Here is an 18,823-nt window from a genome sequence, read left to right as displayed (position 1 = left end):
GTTACTAAAAAACTAAATAGACTATTAGTATAAAAAACAGAAAAACTAATATGAAAAGTTTTTCTGTTTTTTTATGGAAGATTAATCATGATCAAGCCATTCTAACTCAACCTTTAAAGGATTTAAAAATTTATCAATAGGTTATATACTTATGGAGTCTATCTTTCTGTAATATCAGAAATAGCACGATAAACAATAGCTAACATTTCGTCAAGCTCCGATTCCTTTGACGCTAATGGAGGCATAAATACAATAACATTTCCAAGTGGACGGGTGATTAATCCAAGCTCTTTTGCTCTTTTCGTAACTTTTACTCCAATTCGCTCGTTCCAATGGAAAGCTTCTTTAGTATCCTTTGATTTTACTAGTTCAATTCCAATCATCAAGCCACTTTGACGTATATCTCCAACATGTTTTAACTCATTAAATTGCATCAGTTTCTCTTGGACATAAGATGAAATTTTTTCGACATGTTGTAATAATTTCGTTTTATTAAATAGATCTAGATTCGCTAATGCAACAGCGCATCCGAGGGGATTACCTGTATAACTATGACCATGAAAGAAAGTTTTTTGTTCTTCGTATGTACCTAAAAATGCTTCATAAATTCTGTTTGTCGTTAAAGTTGCTGCTACTGGTAAATAGCCACCAGTTAACCCTTTTCCGCAAGTTAAAATATCTGGCGTAACTCCCTCTAGCTCACAGGCAAACATTTTACCGGTTCGACCAAATCCTGTTGCAACTTCATCAGCTATTAACAATACATCATACTTTATGCATAGTTCCTGTATTGCTTTTAAATATCCTTTTGGCATGACAATAATACCACTTGCTCCTTGAACAATTGGTTCAATAATTAATGCCGCAATTGAATTAGCCTTTTCGATGAATAAATTTTCAACCTCGATTAAATAGGAATTTATTATTTCCTCTTCAGATCCTACATATTTTGAACGATATAGATGTGGATAGGAAACTTTTAAACTTGGAAACATTAACTCGTTATATGCTTGATGATACAAGTCAATTGCCCCTACGGACACTGCTCCGATTGTATCTCCGTGATAAGCTTCCTTCATCGTAACAAATGTATTTTTACCGGATCTCCCTATGTTTCGCCAATATTGATAGGCCATTTTAATCGCGATTTCTACAGAAGTAGCTCCCGAGTCTGAATAAAAAACTTTCTCTAAGCCGATAGGAGAAATTTCAACTAGTCTCTCTGCTAAAAGTATCGCAGGTATATTGGCCATTCCAAGAAGTGTTGAATGAGCAACCTTCTCTAATTGTTCATGAATGGCTTCATTTAATTCTTGAATATTATGACCATGAACATTTAACCAAATAGAGGATACACCATCGTAATATTCATTGCCTAACACATCATATAGTTTTCGATCCTTACCATGTGAAATAATTAGCGGGTCTTCGTTTATATAGTCCTTCATTTGGGTAAATGGGTGCCAAAGATACTGTTTATTTTTTTTAGATAAATCTTGATAGAGTTCATGATTCATATATGTTCCCCCCTGTTTTATATGTTAACCTAAATTTATAGTTTGGTTGACATATATTTCAATTGCATGTTAATTTAATTTTGTTGGTTTGTCAAATTTTGCTAATTTGTCAAACTCATAAACTAATAGGGGGGATACAATGCAAAATAGGACACTATCATTAACAGTAATATCATTATTTGCCTCGCTAACATCGATTGGGGCTTTTATAAAGATTCCTTTACCAGTGATTCCTTTTACGCTTCAAATACTATTCGTATTTTTAGCGGGCTGTCTTTTAGGAAGTAAAAAAGGGATGATGAGTCAACTACTGTATGTTGGAATTGGATTAATCGGAATACCAGTATTTGCTTCAGGTGGCGGACCTGAATATGTTTTAAAACCAACATTTGGATATTTAATAGGTTTCATCGTTGCCGCGTTTGTAATTGGATCAATCGTTGAAAAAACGAAGGAACCAAAACTTAAGAATTTCATTTTTGCTAATGTAATAGGGTTAATTATTGTTTATATTTTAGGCATTACATATGTATACATTTCATTAAACACTTGGTTAGATAGTACCGTTTCATTAAAAGAAGTTCTAATGATGGGACTCGTATATAGTATTGGACAAGATTTGTTACTAGCTGTTTTTGGAGGAGTATTGGCGGTACGCCTACATTCTCATTTTGCAAAAGCTAGAGAAAATGAAAAAAAGGTGGCTGCTTAAAATGGGAAAAGGATATTTTGTTACTGGAATCGATACAAATATTGGAAAAACCTATGTTACTGCCCAAATGGTGGATTGCTTGCAGAACAAAGGAATCGACGCAATTCCTTATAAACCAATTCAAAGTGGAGTAGTCGATATTAACAATAGAGTCATAGGCGAAGATGTAGCCTTTTATAAAGAGAATCTAGAACTAATAGAAGATTATCAATACTACAATACATACACATTTGAAACACCTGTTTCACCACATTTAGCAAGTAAACTAGAAAATGTTTTTATTGATGAGCAAGTTATTTTAGAAAAATATAAGCAATTAGAAAACAAACACGATGTTGTTTTTGTTGAAGGAGCGGGTGGAGTTGCGGTTCCGTTAAAAGAAAATTTTGGAACGATTGATTTAATAAAACTATTAAACTTACCAGTAATCCTTGTTACATCATTAAAGTTAGGAACAATTAATCATACTGTATTAACAACTGAATATTTAAAATCACACAAAATTAATATTTTAGGCTTATTTATTAATAACGTACCATCTCCTATGAATGAAATGGAAAAAGATAATTTAGTGATGCTAGAAAAACTAACTGGCCATGACATTCTAGGTGTTATTCCGAAACAATCGGTCTTTTTTACGGAAGATCATATTTTTGAAATTCAACAATTATTGACGAAATGATAAATGAAAGGGAGAGATTCAAAGTGAATTGGACAAATTTAGCATATGAAGTTATTTCAGGTAAGGAAATTTCAGACGAAGAAGCATTAAGTATATTATCATGTGAAGATGATGACTTACTTTCACTTTTACAAGGTGCATTCATCATTAGGAAACATTATTATGGAAAAAAAGTTAAACTTAATATGATTATTAATGCTAAAAGTGGTTATTGTCCTGAGGATTGCGGCTATTGTTCCCAGTCTTCAATTTCTAGTGCACCTATTGAGAAATATCCTTTTCTTTCCAAAGAAGAAATTCTTGATGGGGCAAAGCGCGCCTTTGAATTAAAAGCAGGTACATATTGCATTGTTGCAAGTGGACGAGGACCAACGAACCGAGATGTAAATGTTGTTACTGATGCAGTTAAAGAAATTAAAGAATTATATGGTTTAAAAGTATGTGCTTGTTTAGGGCTTATTAAGGATCAACAAGCGAACGAACTTAAAGAAGCAGGTGTTGATCGATATAATCATAATTTAAATACTTCAGCTGAGCATCATAATTACATAACGACAACCCATACATATCAGGATCGAATTGATACAGTTGAAAAAGTTAAAAAGTCAGGTATATCTCCGTGCTCCGGAGCTATTATAGGGATGAAAGAAACGAAACAAGATGTAATTTCAATCGCGAGGTCATTACGACAATTGGATGCAGATTCCATTCCAATAAACTTTTTACATGCTATTGATGGAACGAAACTAGAAGGCGTGAACGAATTAAATCCACGTTATTGTTTAAAAGTGTTAGCACTTTTCCGATTCATTAATCCAACAAAAGAAATTCGTATTTCTGGAGGACGTGAAGTAAATCTTCGTAGTTTACAACCTCTTGGACTTTATGCTGCAAATAGTATTTTTATAGGTGATTATTTGACTACGGAGGGTCAGGAGACGAATAGTGACCATGCAATGCTAGAAGATTTAGGGTTTGAGATTGAGTTGGTTGGGAAACAAGAAGAGATATTTTCATAATAAAAAAAACGAAAATCTTTAAAATGAGATTTTCGTTTTTTTTGGTTATCTAGGTAAAAAGTTATTCTTGTATAATTTGTGATACTAAATACTTATCAATAATTCTATTAAGCTCTAACTCTTCTGTTGATGATAAAACAAAATTTGCATGACTTAAAATAGTTGAATCTCCAATTGCAACAGAGAACATATTTGCAGCATTAATTGCATCGACTCCTGCAGCTGCATCCTCTACACCGATACAGTTTACAGGGTTAGCCGAAACTGCTTTAGCAGCTTTTAGAAATACTTCTGGATCTGGTTTTGAATTAGCGACCGTTGCAGCGTCAACTATATGATCAAAATACGAGGTAATTCCTAAAGCATTAGCAACCATTAATGCATTCTTTGAAGCTGAAGCCATTGCAATTTTAATGCCTGCTTTTTTGATTTGAATTAAGAAAGATTCGATTCCTGGTAATAGATCTTTTTCAGAAATATTACGGATTAGTTCAACATAATGAGCATTCTTTTTCGTTGCTAACTCATTTTTTTCAGCTCCGGAGAACTCTTTTTGTCTGTTTCCTAATTTCAGAATTCTTTCTAAGGAATCAGTTCGGCTTACTCCTTTTAGCGTTTCATTAAACTCTCGGTCAAAAGGAATTCCTAAGTCTTCACCTAGTTTTTTCCATGCTAAATAATGAAATTCAGCAGTATCAGTAATTACACCATCTAAGTCAAAAATTATCGCTTCAATTTGTTTATTCAAAATGGTACCCCCATTACTTCAATCAATTTATTTTGGCAACTGATTTTCGTTCGACTAACTTTGTTGGAACAATAATATGCTCTGATTTTTCAGGTTCATTTTTTATTCGTTTAAACAGTAAGTCTGTAGCTATTTCACCAAGCTTCATAATCGGAATTTCAATCCCTGTTAAAGGTGGTGAGAATAAAGGTGAAAAAATCCCATTATTATATCCAATAATTGATATATCTTTCGGAATAGATATTCCTAACTTGGCAGTGGTATTATAAAGTCCAATAACTTTTAGATCGTCTATTGCAAAAATTGCTGTAGGTAGATCTTTAGATTTCAAAAGTGATTCTGAAACTTCATATGCACTTTCCATTGTATAACCACTATCAATAATTCGATCAGGTCGAAGAGGAATTCCGTTATCGATTAGACATTTTTTATATCCTTCCAATCTGTCAATCGATACATGGTAATCGAGAGAAGAATGAAGACATGCAATGTCTGTGTGTCCTTGATCGATTAAGTGTTGGACTAATTGATAGCTATCATTAAAATTATCAGTATCTACTGAATAAATATGTTGATAATGTCCTTCTACTCTTCCAATAACTACTACTGGAATTTCATATTTATCTAATTCTTTGAAAAAGTCTTCATTTGCAGGTGAACTCAGCATTAGAATTCCCTTAATCATTTTCCCACGAATTTTCTCGATACATTTATTTAACTCATCTTTGCTATTTTTAGATGTCTGAATAATGACATCGAAATTTTCTACTTCTGATCTCGTTGATATAGAGTGAATAATTTCAGAGAAAAACGTGTTTCCGGCAGTTGTTTTCGTAGAACGAGACATTACCAATATTGCATCAAAACCTGATGATGTAAGTGCTCGAGCTAATTTATTTGGTTGATAATTTAATTCTTCAATTGCCTTCATTACTCGATTACGACTTTCTTCTGAAATATTATCTTTATTATTTAGTACTCGAGATACAGTGGACTTTGAAACGTTAGCTACACGAGCAATATCATAAATAGTAGGGCCCATTTGTATACTCCATTCTTGTTTAAAGTGATTTTAGTAAAAACGTTTACATTTTATCGTTATAAATTATTTTTAAAAAGTAAAGAACCTGTAATGTTCGAATAAAATTATATCAAAATATTTTTTTGTAACGAATAGCTAGGAGCGGCTTCCAAAAAAATATCGTTCATAATATACATTGATAGTAACGATTTATTTTAAAATTTGTCAAGACTGTGAACAGCGAATAGTAAAATTAAACTTGTTTTATGTTGTAAACATTACTAGGGCAATTATAGGGAGAATAGAAAAAAGTAGCAATACTAATTTAAATATAAAACGCTTTAAATTATTCTATTAAAGTAAATTGATTGTTAATAAAAAAGTGAATTTTTATAAATATTTTAAATTGACAGTAAGCGCTTTCTATAATATATTGAATTTGGGAGCGGTACCAGTCATGTACCAATTTTTTTTACATCTCTGTGGGAGCGATACCACAAGGAGGAATCATATGAGTAAAATAAAAGAAAGATTAGCTTTTATTTATGAAAATGAAGACATAGATCAGATTAATAGCTTAATAGAGAAACGAATTAAAGAAGCTAAATTGAAAATTACGAAAAAAAGAAAACAAAATTGGGATGAGTCAGATGTTGTTTTAATTACTTATGGTGATCAGTTCCAAGAAGAGGGAAAAGCAACATTAGAAACGTTTAAAAAAATGTTTGATGAACATTTGGCAAATAAATTTGAACTTGTTCATATTTTACCTTTTTATCCTTATACATCCGATGATGGTTTTTCAGTAGTTGACTATAAAAAAGTAAATCCAGATTTAGGAGAATGGTCACATATTGAGAATTTATCAAAATCAGCGAGAATCATGTTTGATTATGTATGTAATCACATTTCTAGTAAGAGTGAATGGTTCCAAGGCTATTTAAATGGTGATTCAAAATATAAAGATTACTTCGTCGAAATGGATCCATCAATTGATTTAAGCTCAGTAACTAGACCTAGAGCACTTCCATTGCTATCAAAGTTTAAATTAGCGAATGGTGAGGAAAAATACATTTGGACAACTTTTAGTGATGATCAAATTGATTTGAACTTTAGTAATCCACAAGTTTTATTAGATATGGTTGATGTTTTACTGTTTTACCTGGAACAAGGAGCAGAATATGTAAGACTTGATGCTGTAGGATATATGTGGAAAGAAGTTGGAACTTCTTGTATCCATCTTGAAAAAACACATGAAATCGTTAAATTATTCCGTGATTTATTAGATGAAGCTGCAAAAGGTACAGTCATGATTACTGAAACAAATGTACCTCATTTAGATAATATTTCTTATTTCGGTAACGGACATGATGAGGCACATATGGTTTACCAATTTCCACTGCCTCCATTAGTTTTATACTCACTTCATAAAGGGAATGGAAGTGCATTAACAAATTGGGCAAAAAATCTTGAAGGATCTGGAGAAGAAACAACCTTCTTCAACTTCTTGGCATCTCATGATGGAATTGGTTTAAATCCGATTCGTGGAATTATCCCTGAAGAAGAAATACTTTCATTAGTAGAAGATTTAAAAGTAGAAGGTGCACTAGTAAATTATAAGAAAAATTCAGATGGTACTGAAAGTCCATATGAAATTAATGTAACGTACTTAGATGCTTTAAATAAACAATCATCAAGTGATGATCTAAGAGTAAAGAAATTCTTATTGGCACATTCAATTTTATTAACATTCCAAGGAGTACCGGCAATTTATATTCAAAGTATGCTTGGTTCAAGAAATGATTATGCAGCTGTAGAAAGAACAGGTATGAATCGTTCGATTAATCGTCAAAAATATTCATTTGTTGAAATTGAAAAAGAATTAAATGAAGTTGGATCATTAAGAAATAAGATTTTTACAGAACTTACAAATATTATTCAAGTACGTAAAGAAGAAAAACTATTTAATCCAAATGCAAAAATGGAAGTACTTGATCTAAATGAAAATGTATTCGCTATTAAACGAGTAGGTGAAAAAGATAGCATTGTCATTCTTCATAATCTATCAAATGAAAAAGCTTTATGCAGTTTCAATGGAAAGTATTTAAATATTTTAACTGAAGAAGTTGAAGAATTTAATGAATCTATTTCTTTAGATCCATATCAATACATTTGGTTAAAACCAGTAAATTAGGAGGAAGAACAATGAAGAAATTTCTAAGTATGTTCTTGGTTTTAATGTTAGCTGTTGGATTAACAGCTTGTGGTGGTAAGAAAGAGAATGGTAAAGTAACGATCGAATTTATGCATTCTTCTGTTGAACAAGAAAGATTAGCAGTTATTACAGACTTAATTTCAAAATTTGAAAAAGCAAATCCAAATATTAAAGTAAAGCAAGTTCCAGTTGAGGAAGATGCTTACAATACAAAGGTTGTAACATTAGCAAGCTCTGGTAAACTTCCAGCAGTAATTGAAGTTGGACAAGACTATGCAAAAGTTATGGACAAGGACGAATTAATTGATAAAGATGCAGTTAAATCTGTCATCTCTAAAGTTGGGGAAGATAAGTATTATGAAGGTGCGTTAAAGCTTTTAAAAACTGAGGACGGCAAAAATTATACAGGTGTTCCTATTAGTGGTTGGGTACAAGGAATTTGGTATAACAAGCAAATGCTTGCGGACAAGGGATTCACAGAACCTAAAAACTGGGATGATGTTTTAAAGATTGCAAAGTCATTTACGAATAGTGGAAGTAAAAAATACGGTATTGCACTTCCAACTGTTGAAGGTGGTTTTTCTGAGCAAGCCTTCTCACAATTCGCTTTATCAAACAATGCAAATATGTTCGATAGCAAAGGTAATTTAACATTAGATACACCGGAAATGAAAGAAGCTATAAATTACTACAAAGAATTATCAAAATACACAATGCCAGGTTCTAATGATGTTACAGAAGTAAAAGATGCTTTCATGAATGGATCTGCTCCAATGGCTGTTTATTCTACTTACATTCTTCCTTCAGTATATGAAGAAGGAAAAACAAACAATATTGGATTTGTAATTCCAACTGAAAAAACAAAAGCAGTTTATGGAACAGTTTCTGCTTACACGATTTCTTCTGGTTTAGATGATGACCAAAAAGCTGCAGCAGAAAAATTAGTAGAGTTTATGGCAAAACCTGAAAATAATACGAAGTTAGTATTAATGTCTCCAGGTGGATCTCAACCAGTAAATAAAGATGTAACAGAAAGCAAAGAATATAAAGAAAATAAAGTTGTAAATTCATTTGGTGAACTTTCAACTGAAATCGCAAGCGCGTTTGATAACATTCAAGTATTTGGTCTTGTTGATAACAAGAACTTCTTAAAAATGGGTGATGTTACAAGCTCAGGAGCAGTTGCTAAATTAATTAATGAAGTGACTGTTGGTGGAAAAAGCGTAGATTCTGCTATTAAAGAAGCGGGAGAAAAATTAAAAGGTGTAATTAAATAAACTTTTAATTCAATTTAAATTTCTTAATTACTGAAAGTTGTTTAAGAAGAACGAACGCTTGAAAAGCAAGCTAAGTTGCTTTTTAAACAACTTTTCTTTATCACCAATCTATTAAATGAGAGAGTAGATTGTATTTTAGGAGGTAGTATGAAACCGATTGTCCGAAAAAAATCTGATATAAAGCTAGCAATGGTACTGCTTTTACCAAGTATTTTCCTACTATTATTACTTGTTGCTTATCCGATGTTATCTAATATTAAAATAAGTTTCTTTGATCAGCCAATTAACCCTAGATTACCAGCTAAGTTTGTTGGTTTGTCTCATTACACGGATGTTATAAAAGATATTGAGTTTTATAAATCTTTAGGAATTACCATTCTATATACAGTTTTAACTGTAGTTGGTAGTACTGTAGTTGGTCTAGGTGTTGCGTTATTCTTTAATCGACCATTTAAGTTTCGTAAAACTGCCAGGTCTTTAATTATCTTATCTTATGTAACGCCATCTATTTCATTAGTTTTTGCTTGGAAATATATGTTTAATAACTCATATGGGATTATTAATTACTTAGGTACAGATGTTTTCCATCTTTTTAAAAGTGCACCATTATGGTTTGACAATCCAGTTAGTAGTTTTATAGTTGTAGTCGTTTTTGCAATTTGGAAGTATTTCCCTTATGCGTTTATTTCGTTTTTAGCAATCTTGCAAACGATTGATAAAACATTATACGAAGCTGCTGATATTGATGGGGCTTCACTTTGGCAAAAGTTTAAAGTTGTAACTTTACCAGCGATTATGCCGGTATTACTAACGGTTGTAACTTTACGATTTATTTGGATGTTCTACATGTTTACAGATGTTTACTTATTAACAAACAAAGTAAATATTTTAGGTATTTATTTATATGAAACAGCGTTTGCTTTCAATAATTTAGGAAAAGCATCGTCAATTTCAGTAATCTTATTCATTATCTTATTCATTGTTATTATCGTATCAAGAAAGAGGGTGAACTTAAATGGCAGCAGTAAGTAGCAAAAGAAATAAAATTATTAAGAAAACTGGTTTCTACGTTGTGCTGATTCTAATACTAGGGATCATGTTATTTCCATTCTTTATTATGCTAATGACGTCATTAAAAAGTTCAAAAGAAGCAATTGCAACAAATCCGACAATATTGCCACATGAATGGACTTTCCAGCATTATATTGACATTTTTAACCCAACAATTTTCCCATATTTAAACTACTTCAAAAATAGTTTAATCGTTTCAATAATAGCAGCTTCATTATCAGTAGTACTTGGAATATTAGGAGCGTACGCATTATCGAAACTGAAATTTAAAGGAAGAGTCACGATTAATGCTAGTTTTTACACTGTATATATGTTTTCAGGGATTTTACTAGTAGTTCCTTTATTCAAAATAATATCTGGCTTTGGCTTATATGATACAAAAATTGCATTGATTATTACGATGATTGTGCAAACTCTTCCAACAGCGATTTTTATGTTAAGGAGTTATTTCGATACAATACCTGAAGATTTAGAAGAAGCCGCTATGATTGATGGTCTTAGTCGCTTAAAAATAATCTTCTATATTATTATTCCTTTGTCAATATCAGGGATCGTATCTGTTTTCGTATATGCATTTATGATTGCATGGAATGATTATTTATTTGCATCAATTTTCTTATCAAGTTCAGAAAACTTTACGTTACCAATCGGTTTAAATACTTTATTTAGTACACCAGATTATGTGTGGGGTCGTATGATGGCAGCATCTTTAGTTACTGCTTTACCGGTAGTTATTATGTATGCATTATCCGAGCACTTTATAAAAGGAAACTTAACTGAAGGTGGAGTTAAAGGTTAATTCGAAACAATTTTTTACTGAAAGGATGAAATAATATGAAAAAATTAGTAGCAGTTGAACCGAGAGTTGCAGCATTAGTCGAGTACGAAGATCGCCCAGTACAACCTAATGAAGTAAAAATTAAAGTAGAGTTCGCATCACCAAAGCATGGTACGGAAGTGGTTGATTTTAGAGGACTTAGCCCATTTATTGATGAGGAGTTCAATGAAGAGTGGAAAATGTTTATGCCACGTGAAGAAGGCTCTGCACGCGGAATCGTATTTGGAGAATTTCAATTAGGAAATATGGTTGTAGGTAGCATTTGTGAAATTGGTGATGAAGTGACTGAGTATAAATTAGGTGATCAAGTTTGTACTTATGGTCCAATTATGGAAACTGTAATTGTTAATGCTGTAGATAACTATAAATTACGAAAAATGCCAGAAGGTTCTACATGGAAGAATGCCGTTTATTATGACCCAGCACAATTTGCGATGAGCGGTGTTAGAGACGCAAATGTTAGAGCAGGTGATTATGTAGTAGTTGTCGGTTTAGGTGCGATTGGACAAATTGCAATTCAATTAGCAAAGAAAGCTGGCGCTGGTATTGTAATTGGTGTAGATCCGATTAGTCATAGATGTGATATCGCTTTAAAAAATGGAGCTGACTATTGCTTTGATCCAACAGCTTGCGATTTAGGATACGAAATTAAAAAAATAACAAATAAATTGGGTGCAGATTCAATTATAGAAACTAGTGGTGTTTCAAGTGCACTTCAAGCAGCGTTAAGAGGAATTGCATACGGTGGAACAATTTCTTATATTGCATTTGCTAAACCTTTCCCTGAAGGATTTAATCTTGGTCGTGAAGCTCACTTTAACAATGCAAAAATTGTATTTTCACGAGGCAGTAGTGAACCGAACCCAGATTATCCACGTTGGTCACGTAAACGAATCGAAAATACTTGTTGGGAATTATTAATGAACGGGTATTTAAATTGTGAAGATTTAATTGAACCAGTTGTTTCATTTAACGAAGTTGCTGAATCATATATGGAATTTGTTGATCAAAAACCAAAACTAAGTATTAAGATGGGTGTTCAATTTAATAAGTAAAAGAAGAGTTTTGGGAGTGTATAGCACTCCCCTCTATTTAGGAGTGAATAAAGATGAAAATTGGAACACAAAATCAAGCCTTTTTCCCAGATAACATAAAGGAAAAATTTAGCTATTTAAAAGAAATTGGTTTTGAAGGTTTTGAAATTGATGGTAAATATTTAGTTGATCATTTAGATGAGGTTAAAGAGGCAATCACTGAGACTGGTTTACCTGTAACTACAGCTTGTGGTGGTTATTATGGTTGGATTGGCGACTTTATTGAAGAGCGTCGATTAAAAGGGTTAGCTGATATTGAAGAGATTTTAAAAGCATTAAAAGAAGTGGGAGGAAAAGGGATTGTCGTTCCAGCGGCATGGGGGATGTTTACATTCCGTTTACCACCTATGACTTCACCAAGAAGCTTAGAAGGGGACCGAAAAGCTGTTACTGAATCACTAGTATTTCTAGATAAAGTAGCAGGTGAAACGGGAACGACAATTTACTTAGAACCATTAAACAGATATCAAGATCATATGATTAATACTTTAGTTGATGCACGTAAATATATTGAAGATAATCAGTTTAAAAATGTGAAAATAATTGCGGACTTTTATCACATGAATATTGAAGAGGATAGTATATCAGAAGCACTTCACAATAATCGTGACTTAGTTGAACATATTCACATTGCAGATAATCATCGCTTCCAACCAGGGAGTGGATCATTAGATTTTAAAAAGCACTTTGAGCAATTAAATAAAGATGGCTATGATGGTTATTTAACATTTGAATGTCGAGTACGTGGAAATAACTTAGAGGATGAGTACATTAAAGCATTTCATCATATAAAAGAAGCTTTAAGTTGAAAGGAGTAGCATTGTGATTAAGAAGAGAGTAGCTATTATTGGCGGGGGACAAATAGCTGAAACAGTTCACGTTGCTTACTATAAAACTAGAGAAGATTTAGAAGTTGTTGCAGTAGTTGGTTTAAATGAGGAATCACTAAGGAGCTTTGCAGAGCGTAATAATATTCCTAACTATTACACTGATGCTACTGAAATGTATGCAAAAGAAAGTCCTGAAATTGTTAGTGTTTGCACTCCAAATAAATATCATTTTGAAAGTGTTATGCAAGCATTAGAAAATAATTGTGATGTTTTTTGTGAAAAGCCACCTGCTATCTTAGCTGAAGATGCTAGAAAGATGTATGAAACAGCGCTAGCGAAGGGACGTATACTTGCCTATGATTTTCATCATCGTTTTGCTGATGATGTATCGATCGTAAAAGAAAAAATAGAGCAAGGTTTATTAGGTGATATTTATTTTGTTAAAGTAAAGGCTTTAAGACGAAATGGAATTCCAGGTTGGGGTAATTTCACTAATAAAGAGATCCAAGGTGGAGGACCACTAATCGATTTAGGAATCCATATGCTTGATACTGCACTATACGTTTTGGACTATCCAAAAGTTAAAAAAGTAACAGCAAAAATGTTTCAGAAAATTGGTCATAAGAAAGATGAAGGAGCATTTGGTAAATGGGATCCTTCAAAATTTGAAGTAGAAGATTCTTTATTTTCTTATATTGAATTAGAAAATGGATGCTTAATTCAATTAGAAACATCCTTTGCATTGAATATAAAAGAAAAATCAGAAATGAATGTAGAGCTTTGTGGAGATCAAGCTGGTGCTTTGTTGTTCCCTGCGGAAATCTACACAGATGAAAAAGGAGAGCTTGTAACTCTTTTAAAGAGAGAAGAGGCTGATCCTGATCGCCATTCGAAAAGCATGGCTGCTTTTGTTGATCGTTGTTTAGGTAAGAATGTCATGTTAGCAGATGGAAAACAAGGTTATGCTATCCAACAACTTGTTGAAGCGATCTATCAATCAGCTGAAAAAGGTGAGAGTATATCTTTATGAAAGAAGTAAATGTAATTAACGAAAATAAATTTGATTTACAATCTATTAATAAGTACGCAACGATTATGGCTTTAGGAAATGGCTATTTAGGTTTACGAGCAAGTCATGAGGAATATTATTCAGAACAAACTCGAGGAATGTACGTAGCAGGGGTTTATAATAAATTCACATCAAATGATGTTACAGAAATCGTAAATTTACCAGATCTAATTGGTATGAAAATTGAAATAAATGGTGAGATTTTTTCTGTCCTTACAGGTGAAATCCTATCTTATAAGCGTATTTTAAATATGCAAAAAGGTGAACTAACAAGAGAAGTCGTATGGAAAAACAAAGATAGTAACCGTTTTTGTTTAAAATTTCAACGGTTTGTTTCAAAAGATAATTTACATTTACTTGCATCAAAAATTACTGTGATTAGTTTGGATTGCGATGCATCAATTAAAATAACAACTGGTATTGATGCACAAACGTCCAATTTTGGAAAGCAACACCTTTTAGAAGAAAATATTCGTGTAATCGATAAAAAAATAATGCATGCTGTATATAGAACGACTGAAAGTAATCATACAATCGCTTTAGCAACTTCGTGTAATGTACCTAGAACTAGTGATGTTTCTTTTGTGGCAAAGAATCGTCAACTTATGGCAATCATTAAACAAGATTTAACCGTTGATCAGCCGTTCGAATTAGAAAAAATAAGTGCAGTCTATACTTCAATTGATAAGTTAGAACAAGAACCTGCACAAGCTAGTATTCAGGCTGTTCAAGACAATAGTTCAGTTGGATACGATCGTCTACTAGAAAGTTCAGCTATTAAGTGGAATCATTTTTGGGAACAAAAGCGTGTTAGCATTTCTTCAAAGGAAGAGATTGATCAAATCGCAATAGACTTTTCACTTTACCATATTGAAATAATGACACCATCACATGATGAAAGATTTAGTGTTGGAGCAAAAGGTTTAACAGGTGAAGGATACAAAGGACATGTATTTTGGGATACGGAAATTTTTATTGCACCTTTTCACTTATTCACTGAACCAGAAGTAGCAAGAAAATTATTAACATATCGATATCTTCATATAAAAGAAGCAAAAGATAAGGCTACTAAAAATGGTTATGCTGGAGCTCTTTTCCCATGGGAAAGTGCATACTCTGGAATGGAGGAAACTCCTGAATATGCAGCTATTAATATATTAACTGGTACTCGTCAAAAGGTTGCTTCGTCTATAGCTGAGCATCATATTGTAGCTGATATTGCATTTGCAGTATGTCAATACTATGAAAATACACATGATGAAGTATTTATGGCAAATGAAGGTTTAGAATTGTTAAAGGAAACTGCACGTTTTTGGATTAGTCGTACGACTGCTGAAAATGAACTACTTTCAATTAATGATGTAATTGGACCAGATGAATATACAGAACATATTAACAACAATGCTTATACGAACTATATGGCTTATTATAATGTTCAACAAGCATTATGCTATATGGAAAAATATAATAAAATCGAAGAAGACCTAGTAAAGAGCGGAAATGACTTTTTAAATCGACTTTACTTACCACAACCAAACGAAGACAAGATTATTCCACAGGATGATACATTTTTAACAAAACCTGAGATTGATTTATCGATTTATAAACAGACACAAGGTAGTCAGGCAATACTCTTTGATTATTCACGACAAGAAATAAATGAGATGCAGATTTTAAAACAGGCCGATGTAGTTATGTTACTATATCTATTCCCAAATTTATTTGAAGAAGATGTAATCAAAAAGAATTTGCATTATTATGAGGAGCATACAATTCATGATTCATCACTTAGTAAAGCGATTCATGCAATTGTTGCTGCAAGATATGGCGAAAAAGAAAATGCTTATCGACTTTTTCAAGAAGCTTGCTTAATCGATTTAGGACCTAATCCGAAGTCATCCGATGAAGGAATTCATGCAGCATCTCTAGGTGCTAATTGGTTAGCAACAATCTTTGGTTTTGCAAACATTACGGTGGAAGCTAATAAGTTAAAGATTAATCCAAACTTACCTAAAAATTGGGACAAACTTTCTTTCCCGTTCCATTGGCAAGGTATAAATCTTGAGATTTCAATTACGCACGAATCTGTAACGGTGACTAAACAAACTGATACAGAAGTTGCGATTGAAATTAACGGAGAATTATTTAACTTAACAGATCAAATTATCGCTTCACTTTAAGGAGGAGGACAAATGAAAGTAGTTATATTACCGGATTCCTTTAAAGAAAGCTTGGATGCAACGAATGTAGCTAATGCCATTCATAAAGGCTTTCATACCGTATTCCCGAATGCAGAGTATCATTTATTACCATTGGCTGACGGAGGGGAGGGCACTGTTCAAGCTTTAATCGCTTCAAATGGTGGAGAAGTAGAGACCATTAATGTAACAGGCCCACTTAATGAAACTGTTCAAGCTAAAATTGCATTTTCTAAGGATAATAAAACGGCATTTATCGAAATGGCTGAAGCTTGTGGTTTGCATCTTGTACCACTTGAAAAACGTGATCCATTACAAACTACTTCTTTTGGTGTTGGCGAATTAATTCTTTATGCTATTGAGCGTGGAGCTTCTGAGCTTATTGTTGGTGTTGGAGGTAGCTCAACAAATGATGGTGGGATTGGGATGGCTCAAGCGTTAGGCTACCAATTCTTCGATCAAAATGGTGGGGAAATTGAATGTAATGGTGAGGCATTGCTAAAAGTAGCTTCAATGTCTGATGAAAACAAGCCACCACTACTAGATAATGTGAAAATCACGATTGCGGCAGATGTTGTTAATCCATTGATTGGTAGAAATGGAGCAACCTATATATTTGGACCACAGAAAGGACTTTCTGAGGAACAATTAGCTACAATGGATGAAGCAATGGGAAATTTCTATCAGATTGCCGAGGATTATCTAAATAAATCTGTCTCAGAGTTCCCCGGTAGTGGAGCTGGTGGGGGCATGGGTGCAGGCCTAATGCTATTCGCAAATGCTTCAATCAAAAAAGGGATCGAACTGGTTCTTGAACAATTAAATGTTAAAGAAATCTGTAAGGATGCTGACATCATAATTGTAGGAGAAGGCAGAATGGATGGACAAACAATTTTTGGTAAGGCACCTGTTGGGGCGGCTGCTTGTGCCCCATCTAATGCAAAAGTAATTGCCATTTGTGGAAGTATAGGTGATGGAATAGAGGAAATGTATAAACACGGAATCGATGCCATTTTTCCTACAATTCCTGCAATCTTACCGATTGAAGATGTTATGAAGAACGCATTTGAAAATATTGAAAGAACTGCGAGAAATATAGCTGTATTATTAAAATAATTGAAAATAAAAAAGCAGAAAAACATTGTATAAGTTTTTCTGCTTTTTTATTGGATTTGCCCTTCTATTAAAAATGGCAAGACGCTGTTCTTCTAATGCTTGAACGGCTTTATTCAACCAAAGTTAATTTAAATTCTAGATAAAATTTCTCCGCTAATTGCTCCTACAAGTACAATAACCAATGGTGGTAATTTCATAATTACTAACAAACTAAATAAGATTGCTACGATTACAAAGTCAAAAATCGAAAATACAGAGCTGACCCATATTGGATTACAAAAAGCTGAAATTAAAATCCCAACTACTGCTGCGTTTACGCCTAATAAAGCTCTCCTTAATTTCGAACTACGACGCATACTAGACCAAAATGGGAGAGTACCTAAAATAAGTAGGAAAGCAGGTAAAAAGATGGCAATCGTTGCAATTAAACCTCCTCGCCAGCCCAACATAACAGTTCCTAAATAGGCTGCAAACGTAAATAATGGTCCAGGTACAGCCTGCGTGACACCATATCCAGCCAAAAATGTTTCTTTGCTTAGCCATCCAGTAGGAACGAACTCACGTTCAAGGAGAGGGAGAACAACATGGCCTCCACCAAATACCATTGATCCTGCTCTATAGAAACTATCAAATATAGCGATCCATTTTGATGGTGTTAAGGAATTAATTAAAGGCAATATTGCCAATAAAATAAAAAATATAACTAAACAAAACACAGAAAACTTTTTTGAGATATTCGTAGTGAGTGTAGTTTTATCACTGTTATCATTATCTTGATATAGAAAATAACCTACAATTGAAGAAATTAAAATGACAACAATTTGAGAGAATGCTGTTTGCCATATTAATGTAACAATCAATGCAAACAAAGCAAGAGCTTTCCTTTTTAAATCAGGCGTCAAGTTCTTTACCATACCTAAAATAGCCTGTGCAACAATCGGTACCGCAACCAGTTTTAGTCCATGAATCCAACCTGAATTTTTTATATCGAAGTCTTGTAATAATAGTGCAAATAATATAAGTGCGATGACTGAAGGTAATGTAAATCCAATAAACGAGACAATGCCACCTAAGACCCCTGCACGTATTAAACCAATACCAATACCAACTTGGCTACTTGCTGGTCCAGGTAAAAATTGTGACAAAGCGACTAAGTCAGCATAGTTTGGATCGTCAATCCACTTTTTTCTTCTTACATATTCTTCACGAAAATAACCTAAATGAGCAATCGGTCCACCAAAAGAAGTTAAACCTAGTTTAGTAGAAACAATAAGTATTTCTAACAAAAGATATAACTTACTATTTTTATCATAAGGATTCATATTTCCCTCCAACAACTGATACATAAAAATAGTATAGTTTGAATCAAAATCTAAACCAATCTCTTTTGATGGGAATTTACAAAAGATTAACAAT

General features: G+C 33.0%; 16 protein-coding genes. 12 read left to right on the top strand and 4 right to left on the bottom strand.

Annotated features, from left to right (window positions below; genetic code table 11):
• Positions 1 to 158: 158 nt before the first annotated feature.
• On the bottom strand, positions 159 to 1,517 hold the full coding sequence (gene bioA / locus AN960_RS04940) for an adenosylmethionine--8-amino-7-oxononanoate transaminase (protein WP_056467729.1): 1,359 nt from the start codon (positions 1,515 to 1,517) through the stop codon (positions 159 to 161).
• Positions 1,518 to 1,656: 139 nt separating this feature from the next.
• On the opposite strand from bioA, the gene AN960_RS04935 reads away from it, so the two are divergent.
• The 3 genes from AN960_RS04935 to bioB are packed head-to-tail and all read left to right on the top strand — an operon-like array spanning position 1,657 to position 3,930.
• Complete coding sequence (locus AN960_RS04935) at positions 1,657 to 2,229, top strand: biotin transporter BioY (RefSeq protein ID WP_056467726.1); 573 nt, start codon at positions 1,657 to 1,659, stop codon at positions 2,227 to 2,229.
• 1 nt (position 2,230) lies between these two features.
• The gene (gene bioD, locus AN960_RS04930; protein WP_056467723.1) at positions 2,231 to 2,911 is read left to right on the top strand and encodes a dethiobiotin synthase; all 681 of its coding nucleotides are present in this window, start codon (positions 2,231 to 2,233) and stop codon (positions 2,909 to 2,911) included.
• A 23-nt stretch (positions 2,912 to 2,934) separates the two neighbouring features.
• Positions 2,935 to 3,930 carry a biotin synthase BioB gene (gene bioB / locus AN960_RS04925; RefSeq protein ID WP_056467719.1) on the top strand — a complete coding sequence of 332 codons (996 nt, stop codon included), beginning with the start codon at positions 2,935 to 2,937 and terminating at the stop codon, positions 3,928 to 3,930.
• 61 nt (positions 3,931 to 3,991) lie between these two features.
• On the opposite strand, the gene pgmB is transcribed toward bioB, so the two are convergent.
• Positions 3,992 to 4,678, bottom strand: a complete 687-nt coding sequence (pgmB, locus tag AN960_RS04920) for a beta-phosphoglucomutase (RefSeq protein WP_056467716.1) — start codon at positions 4,676 to 4,678, stop codon at positions 3,992 to 3,994.
• 22 nt (positions 4,679 to 4,700) lie between these two features.
• Positions 4,701 to 5,720 carry a LacI family DNA-binding transcriptional regulator gene (locus AN960_RS04915; RefSeq protein ID WP_056467712.1) on the bottom strand — a complete coding sequence of 340 codons (1,020 nt, stop codon included), beginning with the start codon at positions 5,718 to 5,720 and terminating at the stop codon, positions 4,701 to 4,703.
• A gap of 490 nt (positions 5,721 to 6,210) precedes the next feature.
• On the opposite strand from AN960_RS04915, the gene AN960_RS04910 reads away from it, so the two are divergent.
• From AN960_RS04910 to AN960_RS04870, 9 genes are all read left to right on the top strand, one after another.
• Complete coding sequence (locus AN960_RS04910; RefSeq protein WP_056467710.1) at positions 6,211 to 7,893, top strand: sugar phosphorylase; 1,683 nt, start codon at positions 6,211 to 6,213, stop codon at positions 7,891 to 7,893.
• A gap of 11 nt (positions 7,894 to 7,904) precedes the next feature.
• Entirely contained in the window at positions 7,905 to 9,191 is a 1,287-nt protein-coding gene (locus AN960_RS04905; protein WP_056467707.1) for an ABC transporter substrate-binding protein, read from the top strand.
• 147 nt (positions 9,192 to 9,338) lie between these two features.
• The gene (locus tag AN960_RS04900; protein WP_056467704.1) at positions 9,339 to 10,223 is read left to right on the top strand and encodes a carbohydrate ABC transporter permease; all 885 of its coding nucleotides are present in this window, start codon (positions 9,339 to 9,341) and stop codon (positions 10,221 to 10,223) included.
• Complete coding sequence (locus AN960_RS04895; protein WP_056467701.1) at positions 10,207 to 11,061, top strand: carbohydrate ABC transporter permease; 855 nt, start codon at positions 10,207 to 10,209, stop codon at positions 11,059 to 11,061. The genes AN960_RS04900 and AN960_RS04895 overlap by 17 nt, the downstream gene beginning before the upstream one ends.
• Positions 11,062 to 11,096: 35 nt before the next feature.
• The gene (locus tag AN960_RS04890) at positions 11,097 to 12,155 is read left to right on the top strand and encodes a zinc-dependent alcohol dehydrogenase (protein WP_056467698.1); all 1,059 of its coding nucleotides are present in this window, start codon (positions 11,097 to 11,099) and stop codon (positions 12,153 to 12,155) included.
• 53 nt (positions 12,156 to 12,208) lie between these two features.
• Complete coding sequence (locus tag AN960_RS04885) at positions 12,209 to 13,003, top strand: sugar phosphate isomerase/epimerase family protein (protein ID WP_056467696.1); 795 nt, start codon at positions 12,209 to 12,211, stop codon at positions 13,001 to 13,003.
• A 16-nt stretch (positions 13,004 to 13,019) separates the two neighbouring features.
• Positions 13,020 to 14,054: a Gfo/Idh/MocA family protein gene (locus tag AN960_RS04880; protein ID WP_056467873.1), complete on the top strand. Its 1,035-nt coding sequence runs from the start codon at positions 13,020 to 13,022 to the stop codon at positions 14,052 to 14,054.
• Positions 14,051 to 16,273, top strand: coding sequence for a glycoside hydrolase family 65 protein (locus tag AN960_RS04875; RefSeq protein WP_056467691.1), 2,223 nt, complete (start codon positions 14,051 to 14,053; stop codon positions 16,271 to 16,273). The genes AN960_RS04880 and AN960_RS04875 overlap by 4 nt, the downstream gene beginning before the upstream one ends.
• 12 nt (positions 16,274 to 16,285) lie before the next feature.
• Positions 16,286 to 17,407 carry a glycerate kinase gene (locus AN960_RS04870; protein ID WP_056467688.1) on the top strand — a complete coding sequence of 374 codons (1,122 nt, stop codon included), beginning with the start codon at positions 16,286 to 16,288 and terminating at the stop codon, positions 17,405 to 17,407.
• Positions 17,408 to 17,535: 128 nt separating this feature from the next.
• Here AN960_RS04870 and AN960_RS04865 read toward each other — a convergent pair whose 3' ends face one another.
• Entirely contained in the window at positions 17,536 to 18,729 is a 1,194-nt protein-coding gene (locus AN960_RS04865) for a chromate transporter (RefSeq protein WP_056467686.1), read from the bottom strand.
• Between the last annotated feature and the right edge of the window lie 94 nt (positions 18,730 to 18,823).

The organism is Bacillus sp. FJAT-25509, assembly GCF_001420605.1.
Lineage (GTDB): Bacteria > Bacillota > Bacilli > Bacillales > Bacillaceae_G > Gottfriedia.
The sequence above is the reverse complement of the archived record's forward strand: the minus strand, read 5'-3'. Positions and strand labels throughout refer to the sequence as shown.